This is a genomic window from uncultured Lacinutrix sp., from assembly GCF_947500325.1.
In the GTDB taxonomy this organism is placed as follows: domain Bacteria; phylum Bacteroidota; class Bacteroidia; order Flavobacteriales; family Flavobacteriaceae; genus Lacinutrix.
Genome location: NZ_CANMRQ010000020.1, coordinates 25,484 through 41,500 on the forward strand (window position 1 = coordinate 25,484; position 16,017 = coordinate 41,500).

Annotated in this window: 10 protein-coding genes; all 10 read left to right on the forward strand. The window is 29.5% G+C overall.

What is annotated here, in order from left to right:
- Nucleotides 1-13 precede the first annotated feature (13 nt).
- The 10 genes from Q0997_RS17075 (at nucleotide 14) to Q0997_RS17120 (ending at nucleotide 15,664) form a co-directional block, all read left to right on the forward strand.
- A complete protein-coding gene (locus Q0997_RS17075) occupies nucleotides 14-2,440 on the forward strand; it encodes an FtsX-like permease family protein (protein ID WP_299890982.1) in 2,427 nt (808 codons plus the stop codon).
- Between the two features lie 63 nt (nucleotides 2,441-2,503).
- A complete protein-coding gene (locus tag Q0997_RS17080; protein WP_299890984.1) occupies nucleotides 2,504-4,852 on the forward strand; it encodes an ABC transporter permease in 2,349 nt (782 codons plus the stop codon).
- 48 nt (nucleotides 4,853-4,900) lie between these two features.
- Nucleotides 4,901-7,258 (forward strand): ABC transporter permease, encoded by a 2,358-nt coding sequence (locus tag Q0997_RS17085; RefSeq protein WP_299890986.1) that lies wholly within the window; start codon nucleotides 4,901-4,903, stop codon nucleotides 7,256-7,258.
- A gap of 44 nt (nucleotides 7,259-7,302) precedes the next feature.
- The gene (locus Q0997_RS17090) at nucleotides 7,303-8,046 is read left to right on the forward strand and encodes a DUF2807 domain-containing protein (RefSeq protein WP_299890988.1); all 744 of its coding nucleotides are present in this window, start codon (nucleotides 7,303-7,305) and stop codon (nucleotides 8,044-8,046) included.
- 46 nt (nucleotides 8,047-8,092) lie between these two features.
- Nucleotides 8,093-8,761 (forward strand): ABC transporter ATP-binding protein, encoded by a 669-nt coding sequence (locus Q0997_RS17095; RefSeq protein WP_299890990.1) that lies wholly within the window; start codon nucleotides 8,093-8,095, stop codon nucleotides 8,759-8,761.
- Between the two features lie 9 nt (nucleotides 8,762-8,770).
- A complete protein-coding gene (locus tag Q0997_RS17100) occupies nucleotides 8,771-10,192 on the forward strand; it encodes a TolC family protein (RefSeq protein ID WP_299890992.1) in 1,422 nt (473 codons plus the stop codon).
- A gap of 236 nt (nucleotides 10,193-10,428) precedes the next feature.
- The gene (locus tag Q0997_RS17105) at nucleotides 10,429-11,019 is read left to right on the forward strand and encodes a hypothetical protein (protein ID WP_299890994.1); all 591 of its coding nucleotides are present in this window, start codon (nucleotides 10,429-10,431) and stop codon (nucleotides 11,017-11,019) included.
- A 373-nt stretch (nucleotides 11,020-11,392) separates the two neighbouring features.
- Nucleotides 11,393-13,231 (forward strand): sensor histidine kinase, encoded by a 1,839-nt coding sequence (locus tag Q0997_RS17110; RefSeq protein WP_299890996.1) that lies wholly within the window; start codon nucleotides 11,393-11,395, stop codon nucleotides 13,229-13,231.
- Nucleotides 13,232-13,248: 17 nt separating this feature from the next.
- Nucleotides 13,249-15,015 (forward strand): sensor histidine kinase, encoded by a 1,767-nt coding sequence (locus Q0997_RS17115; RefSeq protein ID WP_299890997.1) that lies wholly within the window; start codon nucleotides 13,249-13,251, stop codon nucleotides 15,013-15,015.
- A gap of 1 nt (nucleotide 15,016) precedes the next feature.
- A complete protein-coding gene (locus tag Q0997_RS17120; RefSeq protein ID WP_299890999.1) occupies nucleotides 15,017-15,664 on the forward strand; it encodes a response regulator transcription factor in 648 nt (215 codons plus the stop codon).
- The last annotated feature ends 353 nt before the right edge of the window (nucleotides 15,665-16,017 follow it).

The window sequence follows — 16,017 nt, forward strand, 5'->3', positions numbered from 1 at the left end:
AAAACGAAGCATTATGATCAGGAATTATTTAAAAATTGCTTGGAGAAGTCTTCAAAAAAACAAACTCCAAACTGGAATTAATCTATTAGGATTAACTATTGGTACTGTATGTTGTTTGAGTATTCTAATATATGTTTTTGCACAATTGGGTTATGATAATCATCATGATAATGCAGATACTATATATAGAGTAAGAACTATTATCGACGATCCTAGTACACCTCAATTTAATGCAGCATCAAGTGGACCACCAATTGCGTTTGCAATGAAAGAAGATTTTCCAGAGGTGGTAGAGGCTGCAAGACTTGTATACATGGGTGAAGGGACAGAAGAATTAATTAGAGCAACAGATAGTAACAATGGTTTTTATGAACCAAGAGGCTATTTAGCCGATGCTACAGTTTTCAATATCTTTAAGTTCAATTTTATTGAAGGCAACTCTAGTAATGCTTTAGTAAAGCCTAATACAGTAGTTTTGTCTTCTTCTTTAGCAAAAAAACTCTTTGGTAGTGTCCCTGCTTTAAACAAGACTATTATCTCAGGTAGTGGTGAGGCACAATTAACATTAACTGTTACAGGTGTTTTTGATGATGATAATCATGAAAAGTCACATATAAACCCAAACTATTTAGTGACAATGAACACTCCTGGTCTAGCTGAATTTGTTAGGACAAATCAAAATTTTGCAACTCAAAATTTTATTTATAGCTATGTTAAGCTAAATACAGCAGATAATGAGACATTAGTAGAGCGTAAATTACCAGCATTTTTAAATACTAGAGGTGCTAAAGATTTTGCTACAGTTGGTTTTAAAAAACAACTTGTTTTACAAAAAGTTAGTGACATTCACTTGCATTCAAAAGGAATATCAAGACAAATTGGTCCGGTTTCAGATATTAGTTATTTATATTTATTAATTACACTAGCCTTATTTATACAACTGGTAGCTTGTGTGAATTTTATTAATTTAAGTACAGCAAGAGCCAATAAACGCGCTAAAGAAATAGGTGTTAGAAAAACTATAGGAGCAGATAAAAAGTCATTAATAGGTCAGTTTTTAGGAGAATCTGTATTATTATCACTATTTGCAACACTTATAAGTATTCCAGTTACAGTATTATTATTGCCTTTGGTAAATCAATTAACTCAGGGTAATGTAAATTATACGGCATTATTAGATTGGAGAATTTTAGTTATTTTATTGATTCTAGGCGTGGTTACTGGATTAATAGCAGGTATATATCCAGCATTAATTTTATCTTCAATAAAACCAATACGAATATTAAAAAGTTCTATGGCTTTTAAACCAGGCGGAACATTATTTCGTAAAGCATTAGTTGTTTTTCAGTTTATTATTTCTATTGGTTTAATAGCTACTGTATCTATTATTACGGAGCAAGTACGTTTTGCTCAAAATAAAGATATGGGTTATAATAAAGACAATTTAATAGCAATTCGTTTAGGAACAGAAGAAGCTTTTACGCAATACGAAACTTTAAAAGCAAATATTAGTCAGATTTCTGGAGTAAAATCGGTGTCTGGTTGTAATTTATATCCTTCTCAATTTGTTCGAGGCGATTTAGGAGCGCATTTGCCAGGAGGAGATTCTAAGAATCAAATCTTAGTAAAACACAATGGTGTTAATTCAGATTATCTAAAAACTGTAGGGACTAAACTTTTAGCAGGGAGAGAATTAAAGAGTGAAGATACAAATCAGATAATAGTTAATAAAGCAACATTAGATGCTTTGGGTATTAAACTAGAAAATGCTATTGGATCTAATATTTTATCTGCTTATGAAAATGAAACTGATACCTATGAAATTGTAGGAGTAACAGAAAACTTTCATTTTGCTTCTTTAAAAGAAGCGGTAGAGCCATTAATGATGTATTTAGATAATAGCTTAGAATGGTTAGTAGTTAAAACAGAAACCAAAGATTTTGAAAATATTCTTAATCAAATGGAAACTGTTTGGAAACAAACTAATAAAACAACGCCTTTTGTACACACATTTGTAGATAAAGAAACAGAAAAACTAATCGCAGAAGAGAAACGTTTAGCAAATATTTCGGTTGTATTTACAACGCTAGCAATATTAATTAGCTGCCTAGGTTTATTTGGGTTAATTTCTTTTATGGCAGAACAAAAAAAGAAAGAAATAGGCATTCGAAAAGTGTTGGGAGCTAAAGTAAGTACCGTTATGAAAATGCTAACTAAAGATTTTTTTATTCTTCTAATTGTAGCGTTAATAATAGCAACACCATTAGCGTATTATTTAATGGATAATTGGTTGGCAAACTACACTTATAGAATATCTATTAACTGGTGGGTTTTTATAATAGCAGGTTTACTAACTATGTTTATAACAATGCTAACAGTAAGTATTCAGGCTTTTAAAGCTTCAACAGCTAATCCTGTAAATTCTTTACGCACAGAATAGATCAATCAATCAATCAATCAAAACATAATGATTAAAAACCACATAAAAATATCCCTTCGTAATTTGTCAAAGAACAAACTGCTATCTACACTTAATCTCTTGGGTTTAAGTATAGGAATAGGTAGTGTTTTAACTTTGTTTTTTTCGGTATATGCATATTATAATGCAGACTCTAATATTGAGGATCAAGAAAATATATACTACCTGAAAACAACAACCACTGCAGGTGATGCCTATAAGCAAACGCCATATCCGTTGCTAAAAGAAATAATTAAATCATCACCAGAAGTTATTGCTGCTACTCATTTGCAAAACTGGAACCAACCTTGGCTAGAATATAATGAATCTGAATTTCAAGAAAGGACAAATTATGTAGAACCTGAGTTTTTTCAAGTTTTTTCTTTGCCATTAAAACATGGTAATCCACAGACAGCTTTGAAAGAAAAGTATTCTATAGTCCTTACAAATAACGTTAGTCAGAAAATATTTGGAGACAAAAATCCTGTTGGAAAAACCCTTAAGGTAAATGATAGTTTAAATCTAAATGTGACAGGAGTTCTAGAGTCTATAAGTCCTTATTCTGCATTTCGTCTTGGTGTTCTTATGCCTACAGAACTGTTGGAAGATAATCCAGATTTCGTAGCCCGAGCTAACTGGAACGATAGTTTTTCACTTAATTATTTACACCTAAGATCTACCACTAATATAGAACAGTTTGAAAGTCGTGTCGAAGAATTAATCAAAAAAAATTATAAAGATCCAGATCTAATAGCATCGATAAAACTAATGCCATTTGCAGGTATGAGAACCGATTCTATTCCGGTAGTTGATACCATTATTAGCGGATGTATTGCCGCATCGGTATTTATATTACTTATTGTGCTTATCAATTTACTCAACTTAAATACTTCTACAATGCATCGTCGTACTAAAGATATAAGTGTTCGCAAAATATTGGGTAGTAGTAAGAAACATATAATAGTACAATTTTGTATTGAAAATGGAATCTTGGTATTGGTATCTATCTTTATTTCAGGACTATTGTTTTTAGGCTTTTTGTTACCCAAACTGAACAATATATACGGTGCAGATTTTGGTAAAATTTCTTTTAATATAATAAATGATTATCCTGTAATTTTATTTACTGTTTTGTTGGGAATAGTAGTTACTTTAATAGTTGGTATACTTCCGACACTAAGGCTTATCTCAATACCAATATCTACTGGAATTAAAGGGAAGCTAAATACAATTAAAAGTAATTTTTTAGTTCGTAATTCATTTATTGTTCTGCAGTTCTCTATAGCTATTCTATTCATATGTGTTGCGATTATATTAAATAACCAAATCGGTTTTATGAAAAATGCTTCTTTAGGTTTTAATAAAGAAAATGTTATTGTGGGAAACATTGATTTAGAATTTAAAAATGAAGCATTTGCTACATCAAAGCTTAATGACCTATATAGTAAACTCGAATCAAACCCTTACGTTAAAAATTACTCGATTAGTGAAGTAGTTCCTTCTAATTATAATTTTTCCTATACTCAGTTTTATGATCCTGAAACAGATACAGAAATGCGTACTAGGTATGCACGTACAGACGATGGGTATTTAAAAACCTTAGAAATTCCATTGGTAATGGGAAGAGATTTTGATGAAAATCTGGATAAAGCAGATAGTTACCCAGTAATAATCAATAAGACAGCGTTGAAAGTTTTAGGGTGGGAATCTATTGAAGGAAAACGATTAAAAGGGAAAGGTAGTAGTGGTGTAGGTTATTCTGTAGTTGGAGTAATGGATGATTTTCATTATCAGGATATGCAAAATGAAATAGAACCATTAATACATTTTTATAGAGGTAAAGATGCTTTAGCTTACCATAAATTTCTTTCGGTAAGAGTTACAAAAGGACATGAGAGTGATGTTCAAGAATTTATTGCCAATAGATTTGATAATATAAGTTCCAGAAGGCAATATGAACAGCAATATTTAACAGATAAGGTTAGTGCTCAATATCGATTAATTGAAGGCATGTTGAAAACGGTAAATGTGGTAGCACTTTTAACAATATTTATTTCGTGTTTGGGTATGTTTGGTCTTATTTCTTTTATGGCTAAACGACGTATAAAAGAAATAGGAATTCGAAAAGTTCTAGGTGCAGGCGTTGTAAAAATTGTAATACTACTATCTAAAGATTACATTTTACTTGTTGGTATAGCTTCTGTTATAGCTTTTCCAATAGCATGGTATTCTATGAATGCTTGGTTAATGGATTTTGCTTATAGTATTTCTCTAAAATGGTGGATGTTTGGACTTAGTGGATTCATAGCTCTACTTATAGCATCTTTTACTGTAGGAATTCAAGCATTAAAATCGGCAACTGTTAACCCAACTAAAAGTTTGAAGACTGAGTAAAGCTGTCATTAAAGTAAAAAAGAAATATCAATCAAAAAATCGAATATTATGATTTTAAATTATATAAAAATAGCCTTCCGTAGTTTACGTAAAAATAAAGGCTACAGTTTTTTAAATATTTTTGGCTTAGCTATAGGTATTACTTGTGCTAGTTTAATTTTTTTATGGGTAGAAGATGAAATGAGTTTTAATTCATCTTTTGAAAACCAAGACCAAGTCTTTTATTTACCAACTAATCAAAATTATGAAGGCGAGTGGCGAACATTCTATTCAACTCCAGGACCATTGGCTCAGGATATGAAAAATGAAGTCCCAGGCATTATAAGAGCTACAAGATCTAGTAATGAAGAACGTTTGTTTACGGTAGGTGATAATGCTATAAGTAGAAGAGGTCGTTATGCAGATGTGGATTTTTTACACATTTTTAACTTAAAGTTTATTGAAGGAAATAGGGAAGAAGCTTTTAATAATCCTGAGGCTATTGTATTAACCCAAGATACTGCAGAAGAACTTTTTGGGAAAAATGAAAAAGTGCTTGGTAAAACAATAAAAATGAGTAATAAAGATACTTATTTAATTACAGGAGTTATTGAAAATTTACCAAAAAATGTATCGTTTCCATTTAATTGGATAGCACCATTTGAACGTTATAGTGATGGTGCAGAATGGATGACCGAATATGGTAGTAATTTCTCAGATACTTTTGTAGAGTTATCTCCTGAAGCAAATTTTGAGACTGTAGATGAGCGTGTTCGCGCAATAATTCCTGAAAAAGCTGAAAGTCCAGACACTTATGCATGGCTACATAGTGTTAAAGATTGGCATTTGCGTTCGCGTTTTGAAGGCGGTAAAATTGTTGGAGGTCGTATAACATACGTACGGCTATTTACCATAATTGCATTGATAATTTTATTTATTGCATGCATTAATTTTATGAACCTGTCTACTGCTAGAAGTGAAAAACGGGCGAACGAAGTTGGAGTAAGAAAAGCTATGGGTTCTAGTCGCCCTCGATTAATGTTTCAGTTTGTAGCAGAAGCCTTAATAATGTCTTTTATAGCGTCAATAGTAAGTGTCTTATTCTTATTTATTTTGTTGCCACAATTTAATTTATTAATTGGTAAAGATTTAACGTTAGGCTTAACAGAACCACTTCATTTAGGCCTTTTATTAACAATTACAGTGTTTTGTGGTTTGTTTGCTGGTTTATATCCTGCTTTTTATTTGTCATCTTTTAAGCCTGTTGATGTTTTAAAAGGAATTAAATCAACAAATACTTCGGCGTCTTTTATTCGTAAAGGATTAGTGGTTGGGCAATTTACCGTTTCTATTGTATTTATTATAAGTACTATTATAGTATATCAGCAAATTCAATACGCTAAAAACCGAGATCTTGGGTATAATAAAGAGCAACTTATAAGAATTAGAGCTAATGAAGAAATAAAAGATAAGTTTAATGTTATTTCTCAAGATTTAAAAAATACAGGAATGGTTGTTAATAGTGCTTTAAGTAATTCTAGACTATTAGATGGAGGTAATAATGGTTCTGGCTTTGAATGGGATGGAGGCACAAATACAGAAGATATTTTAATTTCATTTAGGAATATTAATTCATCCTTTTTTGAAACTACAGGAATTAAGCTAAAAGAAGGACGGAATTTTAAGGAGAATGTAGATCTAGATAGTATTAGTCTTATAATATCTCAATCTTTAGCTAATCTTATGGGAAAAGATAATGTTATTGGAAAAACGATTTCTAGAGGAAACGAAAATTACACTGTAATAGGAGTTACAAATGATTATCAATATGGAAATATGTATAGTAAAACCAGTGACCCTGTTATGTTTATTAATAACCCCAATTTTGCACGTTTTATGTTTATTAAAACTATAGCAGGGAAACCTGTAAACGAAGTGCTTTCTAAAATAGAAAGTGTTTTTAAAAAGCATAACCCAGCTTATCCTTTTGAATATGCATTTGTAGATGAAGGTTTTAACGCAAAGTTTAAAAATGAACAGTTAGTAGGTGAACTTTCTCAAATATTTGCACTGTTAGCTATTTTAATTTCTTGTTTAGGTTTGTTTGGTTTATCTGCTTATACTGCAGAGCAACGCCGAAAAGAAATAGGAGTACGTAAGGTATTAGGTTCAAGTATTTCAGGGATTGTTAAACTGTTATCTAAAGATTTTTTAAGACTGGTAGTTATATCAATAATAATAGCAGTTCCAATAGCTTGGCTATTAATGAGTAACTGGCTCCAAGATTTCGCCTATCGTATAGAAATTAATTGGTGGATTTTTGTTATTGCTGGTACTATAGCAATATTAATTGCAATGGCTACAGTTAGTTTTCAGGCAATTAAATCTGCAATTGCAAACCCAGTTAATAGCTTAAAAACAGAATAAAATTAAATACATAAAAAGCATCATTAATTAAAAAATAAGAAATCATGAAAAATTTAAAATACTGTTTAGTAGCTTTTTTAATAAGTGCTATGCAACTAGTTGCTTCTCAAACAGAAAAAGCTGTAAACTCTTTTAATAAAGTTGTTATTAGTCCACATATAGAAGCAGTTCTAGTTGAAGGTAATACAGAATCTGTTTTAATAAAAGATAATACACTAACAGACGATATAGTAAATATTGAAGTAAAAGGAAAGACATTAAGAGTATATCTAGATGATGCAAAAGAAGTTACTAAAACAGAAACAGTTATAAAAAATGGAATTAAACAGCAAGTTCCTATTTATAAAAATAAAGTGTTAACAGTTGAAATAACATATAAAACGTTAGAAGTTTTATCAATTAGAGGAGAGCAAAAAACACAATGTAAAAGTTCTATAAAGCAAGACGATTTTAGCCTTAAAATTTATGGCGAATCTCAAGTTGTATTAGATGATGTAGTATTAAGTGATTTAGATATAGTTATTTATGGCGAAAGTCAATTGATGATTAAAAAAGGAACTACTAATAAGCAAAAAATAATAGCCTATGGAGAAAGTAATGTCAATCTATTAAATGTAGAAAATAAAACATCAAAATTAAGAGCATATGGTGAAGCAGAATTTAAAATAAATGCTTCAGAAGAAATAAAAATAACAGCTTATGGTGATGCAACATTAGAACATAAAGGGAATGCATCTATAAAAAGAGGAATTGCTATAGGCGATATTGATATTTCTCAAATAGATTAATTCAAGATATAATCAATTGTCAATCATCAAATAAAACAAATCATATATGATACTAAAACTTAACAACGCATCTAAAATAGTTAACTCAGGTAGCAACAAAATAGCATTATTAGATAATATTAATTTAAATGTTGAAGAAGGTGAATTTATTTCATTAATGGGACCTTCAGGATCTGGTAAATCGACACTTTTAAATTGTATTGGTATGCTAGATAATTTTACCGAAGGCACCTATGCTTTTTTAGATGAGTCAGTGCATACAATGAAAGAAAGACAAAGATCTAAGTTGTATAAAGAATACATCGGCTTTGTTTTTCAAGCTTATCATTTAATTGATGAATTAACAGTTTACGAAAATATAGAAACACCATTATTATATAAAAACGTGAAGTCTTCAGAAAGAAAAGCGCTAGTAGCAGATATTTTAGATCGTTTTAACATAGTTGGGAAAAAAGATCTGTTTCCAGTACAGTTAAGCGGTGGACAACAGCAATTGGTTGGTATAGCAAGAGCTTTAATAGGTAGCCCAAAACTAATTTTAGCAGATGAGCCTACAGGCAATTTAAACTCTAAGCAAAGCGAAGAAATTATGGAGTTATTTACAGCGTTAAATAAAGAAGGAGTTACCATTATTCAAGCCACACATTCCGAGAAAAATGCAAGCTACGGTTCAAGAATTATTAACCTTTTAGATGGCAATATTGTCGTTGAATAATTTGTTATTATGTCTATAAAAGCAACTCTATATATCGGTTTTTATTTACTGTTTTCATTAGCTTTTTCACAATCTAAAACTTTAAAAAGTTATACTTTAGATGATTGTATTACGATCGCTTTAGAAAATAATTTAGATTTAAAATCTTCAATATTAAATGCTAAAACAGCAAAGGTTAACTATCAACAATCTAAAGCAAATATTTTACCTTCTTTAAATGGTAATTATAATATTGGTGTAAACAATGGAAGAAGTATTGATCCATTTACTAATGATTTTATTAATCAAGAACTAACATTCTCTAATGCACGATTAAATTTAGATGCTACTATTTTTAATGGTTTTAGAATGTTAAATACAGCTAAGCAACAACGTTTAAATAAACAAGCTTCAGAAATGGAAATAGAAGATGCTAAACAAACATTAACTTTAAATGTTACTTTAGCGTATTTGCAAGTTTTAAATAGTCAAGATGTGCTTGCGCTAGCAAAAAAAAGAATAGAAACAACAAATAAACAATATAAAAGACAAGAAGACCTATTTAAAGAAGAAGTAGGTAATCCTGCAGATTTTGCTGATATAAAAGGGCAAAAGACAATGGACGAAACCGCTATTTTAATGTCTGAAAGTGCATTAAAAAACGCAAAATTAAACTTAATTCAATTACTTAACTTAAAAGAAGATATTGATATTGAGACTACAGATATTCTGTTAGATTTTGAAAGTTATAAATTATCTTCAAAAGAGGTGTTTAACGATGCCATAAAAAATTTAGCAACTTTTAAAGCAAAAGAATTAAGACTTGAAGCTTCAAAAAAAGGAATAAGTATTGCTAAAGCTCAATTTACTCCAGAGATTTCTTTTTTTGGTCAATTAAATACCAACTATTCTAGTATAGCAGAAACTTTTACAGCCACAGGCACAAGTATTATAGAAACGGGTGATTTTGTCACCATTAATGGGCAAAATAGTCCTGTTTTAACTAATCAAGCACAATTTGAAGGTAAACGTATTGATTTTGCAGATCAATTTGATAATAATTTAAATACAGTAGTAGGATTATCTGTTCAAATTCCATTATTTAATGGTTTTAGAGCAAAAAATAATGTAGCATTAGAAAAAATTAAGGTTAAGGAATCTATAATTGAATTAGAGCGTACAGAGCAGCAAATTAAAAACGCGATTGAACAAGTACATTTTGACATGGAAACGGCCTATAAGAGGCATATTAGTTTAAAAAATCAAGTAGACGCTTTTCAAGAATCATTTCGCGTAAACGAAATACGATTCAATAATGGTGCTTCAAATTTTTTAGCATATATAACTAGTAAAAACAATCTTGAAAATGCTAAAACTAATCTGACTAACGCTAAATATGAATACTTGTTGAGAGTTAAGGTTTTAGAATTTTATAGAGGCAATATTTTTTAGTAACTTCATAAATATATATTGTTTAAATCTTAAAGTTATTATGAATTTGTTTCTTAACAAAAAACAAAAAATTTAATTTTTCTTAAGTATTAGAGTTGTATAACTTCATAGTACATAGTTGTTATAACTAAAATAAAATGATTTAGGGTGTTTTACCTATGTAATAAGGAGGTTTTTCATAGGTTACTTCAAAATAAAGCAATTTACTTTTGAGGAAATTTTTAAACCATTAAACTATGAATTATTTAAAACTTTCTAAACCAGTCTATTTACTTTTTTCTTTTCTATTTTTATTAGTCGCTTGTAAAACTATAGTACCATTAAATGATAATATTAATCCAGAAATTTTAGTTTCTGTTATAGAACCAAATTCTGGCAGTAAAGTTATAGCTTCTACAGATCCAAGTATTAGTTTAGCAGATTTTGTTTGTCCTTCTGGAACAGATAATGCAGGAGATTCTCGTGTTAGTTATGTTACCAATATTGTAAACAACACTGTAGATTTTAGGATTACTGCAAGTGACCAAGGCGGCGTAAAATATATGTTTGTTAATATATTACATAATCAAGTAGATAATATTCGCATATTAAATACATCTAATGTAACACCTAATATAATACGTAATGCCAACGATGTAAGAATCTCGGTAACCTTCGATGAACCTAAAACGGCACAAATATTAGCCTTTGAAGTAAGCGGAGCTGGATCTGCATTAGTTTTAGAAACTGCTACAAACGATTTTTCAAATAATACAACTTCTATTCCTACAATTAATTCAAATGAACCTAGAATACAAATATTAGATGTCTCAAATTGTAATAATTAGTATTATCATATCTATAATAAAAAAGCTCATTATGTAATGGGCTTTTTTGTTTGGATAATAGCGAGACAAAAAACAAGGTTTTTAATGCGTAATTTTATAGATTATAAAATTTTTAGAGGCGATTATTTAGTGTTTTTCGTAACAAATGAATAAGTAAAGATTTAAAATGTATTTTAAGTTTTTAACTTAGTAGCTATTCTTTATCACCTTACTTATTTAAAATGTTACCCAACTTTGCATTTCCATATTGGTGTTACTTTAAAATAAGCTAAGTGGTAGTACGTATAAAATGAGTACTGGCTCTTATAGGCTACTTATAAGGTTTATTTTAAATTTACAGTAAGGAAATTAAGTAGTATAATTTAAGTATATAATGAATAAAATTATAGTTTGTGTTTTTTTAGTGTTTTCTGTTTTCGCTTGGTCACAAGAAGATTCGATACAAAAGCAAGATAATATTATAAAGGAAATAAAAGCAAAAGATACAACTATACTGCGCTTAGAAAAGAAGTTAAAAGAAATTAAAATTGATACCGCAAGAGCAGGTATTCTATTTAATATTGGAAGTCGATTATTTGGAAAAGATAATACACGTGCTAAAAAACTTTTAAATGAAGCTGTCGAATTATTGCCGGAAGCATCATATAATAATAGTTTAAGAGGGAAAATATACCAATATCTAGCAGCCATAAATAACGATCAGGGAAACTATCCCAAAGCAATGGCGCAGTTTATAAAATCTAAACAAGAATTTGAAATAGTAAACGACTCGCTACGAATTGCTAATTTGTTTTATAATATGGCAATACTTCACAATTTTCAAGGAGATTTTGAATTAGCTAAAAAAAAATTACATAAAGCCATTCATATTAATACTATTTATAAAGATACACTTAGTTTGGCTCATAATTATTCAACTCTTGGAGAGCATTATGGTATGGTTGAAAAACCAGATTCAGCAATGTTATTTTTTAATAAATCAAAAGTATTATTTACAGCATTGAATGATCAAAATGGATTAAATAATTTAAAATCTCATTTAGCTAAATTTTATTTGGGTATAGGAGATTATAAAAAAAGTATTATTCTATTTAAAGAGTGTGTTGATTTTGGTATTAAAAATGATTTTATTGTTTATCAAATTATTTATACCAATAAACTAGCTTGGGCATATAAGGAAGCTAAGGAATATAAAAATGCCTTAAAATATAATAACCAATCACTGGACTTAGCACTTAGGGATGATCATAAACAATGGATTGTAAATGGATATTTACAAAAAAGTGAAATAGAAGAGGCTTTGGGGAATTATAAAGAAGCCTATAAAAGTGCACGACTTCATAAACAATTTTCAGATTCCATTTTCAATAAAAAAAACGTCAAGAAAATCCAGGAATTGGAGTTAACCTATCAGTTTCGAAAAGAAAAGGTGAAAGATAGTATGCAATTGGTCAAGCAGAAGGAAATTGCTGAAACTAAAGCTCAATTATTGAAGTCGGAAAGCAAAATTAAATCACAATGGATGTTATTTGGTGGAATAGGATTACTGGCGTTGTTTTCAATGGTCTATTTAACCCGCTCTCGTAAATTTGCAGTTTCAAAACAAGAATTACAAGAACAGTTTACTCAAGATATTTTAAACGAACAAGAAAATGAACGTTCACGATTGGCACGAGAATTACACGATAGTGTTGGGCAAAAATTAATGCTACTATCTAAGACCTCCAAAAACCTTGGCAGTTCTGAGGCAGAAAACTTAGCAAGTTCAACATTAGAAGAAATACGAAGTATCTCAAGAGGCTTACATCCTTCAAACCTTGAGCGACTAGGGCTAACCGAAGCTATAAATGCCTTGGTGTACGATATCAATGCAAATACAGATTTGTTCTTTACAGATGATATTGATAATATTGATAATATATTATCTAAAGAATCTGAACTACATCTCTATAGAATTGTTCAGGAAAGTTTGAGTAATATTGTAAAACATTCTGAAGCAAAAGCTGTAAAAATGAAAATTCAAAAAACAGCCAATGACATTCAAGTAATGATTAGCGACAATGGAAAGGGTTTTGATCTTGAATCGCAATATAAAAATATGAGTTTAGGCTTAAAAACACTTTTTGAACGCGCCAAAATTTTAGGTGCTAAAATGAATTTAGATAGTGTTGTAAATCAAGGAACCAAAGTAACACTAACTATAACACATTAAACTTATAAAAAACGATAATGAAAAATTTCATATCATATTTCATTGGCTTACTATTTTTGAGTACAACTTTTGCTCAAAATGACAGCCTTCAACTTGAAAACTTATATAAGAATGGAATCAAATATGTATCTATTAAACCTAATACATCACAATCAAATTTTATAGAAGCATTAGATATTGTTAATACTATTTTAAATAAAAAGCCCGCTAATTCGTACTTCTTACTAAAAAAGGCTTCTATTTTACAGCATTTATGTGAACAATATAGGCTAGATAAAGAGTATGTATCAGGTTTAAAAGCCATACAAGAAAACTTACGAATAGGAGAAATTTTAAAAGATTCAAGTTCATTAATAACTAGCTATAACCAATTTGGAAGGTTGTTTCAAAGTAAACGAGATAGTTTGAAAGCTAAAAAATATTATGACAAAGCTTTCGCTTTATTAGCTATATATCCAAATGATAAAGAAAAAATAAATCTACTTAATAATTATAGTAGTTTTTATAATGTTTATAAAGATAATGAGTTATCCAAACTATATGCAGAACAAGCACTATCATATGCAGATTCAATTCATTATCTGAAAGGTAAAGCAAATGCCTTATCTTTTTTGGCACGCTATGAAAGAGCTAAAAAGAACTACAAAAAGTCTTTAAGCTATTCATTAAAGAATTTGCAGGTTTCCAGTTTAATAAATGATAAAATAGGCATGGAAAGAAGTTATAAAAATTCTGGGTATGCGTATAGAAAATTAAATAATCCAAAAACTGCAATTTATTATTATAAAAAATCTTTGGATTTATTACAGGAAATGGAAATAACAGGTAGGTTAGCCAATAGATATTTGGCTTTAAGTAACGCTTATAGTGATTTAAAACAGCATGAAACTGCCTTCTCATATTATAGGTTATATAAACGACAGCAAATAAAAGATTTAAATGTAAAGAGTATCCGAGAATTTGCAGAATTAGATATCAAGTATCAATATAAAAAAGAAAAATTAAAAGATAGTTTATTATTTGTACAAGAAAAAAAACTGTCAGAAGCGAAAATAGAAACTTTATCTGTGCAGAATAGAATAAAAAAATATTGGATATTATTTGGTGGAATAGGCTTATTGGCGCTATTTCTAATTATTTATTTAACGCGGACTCGAAAATTTGCTATGTCAAAACAAGCACTGCAAGAACAGTTTTCACAAGAGCTTATCAATCAACAAGAAAAAGAACGCTCTCGCTTGGCTAGAGATTTACATGATAGTGTAGGCCAAAAATTGATGCTGCTTTCTAAAACAACTAAAAATTCGGGTGATGAAAATGCAGAAAAGTTGGCAAGCAATACCTTAGAAGAAGTTCGTTCAATTTCTAGAGGCTTACATCCTTCAAACCTTGAACGATTAGGATTGACTCAAGCCATTAATGTATTAGTGTATAGTATTAATGCTAATACAGATGTGTTTTTCACAGACGAGATAGAAAACCTAGATAATATATTATCTAAAGAATCTGAATTACATTTGTATAGGATTATACAAGAAACTTTAAGTAATATTGTAAAGCACTCTGAAGCAATGGCTGTAAAAATGTACATTAATAAAACATCAAAAGAAATAAGTGTAGTTATTAGTGACAATGGTAAAGGTTTTGACTTTGAAACCAAACAAAAAAATATAAGTTTAGGCTTAAAAACCTTATTTGAACGTGCTAAAATTATTGGTGCTAAAATGAATTTAGATAGTGAAATTAGTAAAGGCACAAAAATGACATTAACCATCCCCATTTAATATGAATAAAAAAAACATTACTCTGGTTATCGCAGATGATCACCCTATGCTGTTAAAAGGATTGAATGATGAGTTACAATCAAATGGATATAGTATAATTGGGCAAGCTAATGATGGTATTCAAGCATTAGAAATTGTTCTGAAGCTACAGCCTCAAATAGCACTGTTAGATATTGATATGCCTTTGCTTACAGGATTTGAAGTCATCAAAATGGCTAGAGAAAAAGGCTCTAAAACAAAATTTATTATTTTGTCATTTCATAAAGAGTCTTATTATATTGTTCAAGCAAAAACATTTCAAATTGATGGGTATTTGCTTAAAGAAGATACGTTTTTTGAAATTGAAAACTGTATAAAAGAAGTCTTAAGTGGTCATGTATATTTCAGTAAATCTATTGATGATCAGCCTATTAATTTAGCAACTGAAGAACTCAGACGCTTAAAATTATTAACGCTTTCTGAAGCGAAAATACTAAAACTTATTGCTCAAGAGATTTCTAATCAAGATATAGCAGACTCTCTATCATTATCTATAAGAACTATAGAAAAGCATCGCAGTAATATTATAGATAAATTGAACCTTAAAAAAGAAAACAATACACTTACCAATTGGGCTTTGGTCAATAGAAGTGTCATTTTATCTCAATAGCCTAAGTATCACTACGTAATAAATACGTGTTAGTTCTTATTTCAAGGTTAAGGTAATATTTTGATATTGCAATAATTCCTAAAAGACCTAAGCGATTGCAAATAGTATTAGCGACAGCGACAAAAAATATAGACTTAAGATAAAAGAGAAGTTCACTGACAAGCATTTAAATAACATTTATATGTTTAATGAGGGTTTCGATGCTCTGGCACATATAATTAAGAACCACAGCAAGCTCATAATAATAGAGGAGAATCTTCCTAATTTAAATGCTTCTGATATAAAAAAAGCGTTGATCTTCAAAGGCATAAAATCCAGACTAGTGATTATAAAAGATAAGAGCTTTAATTTCG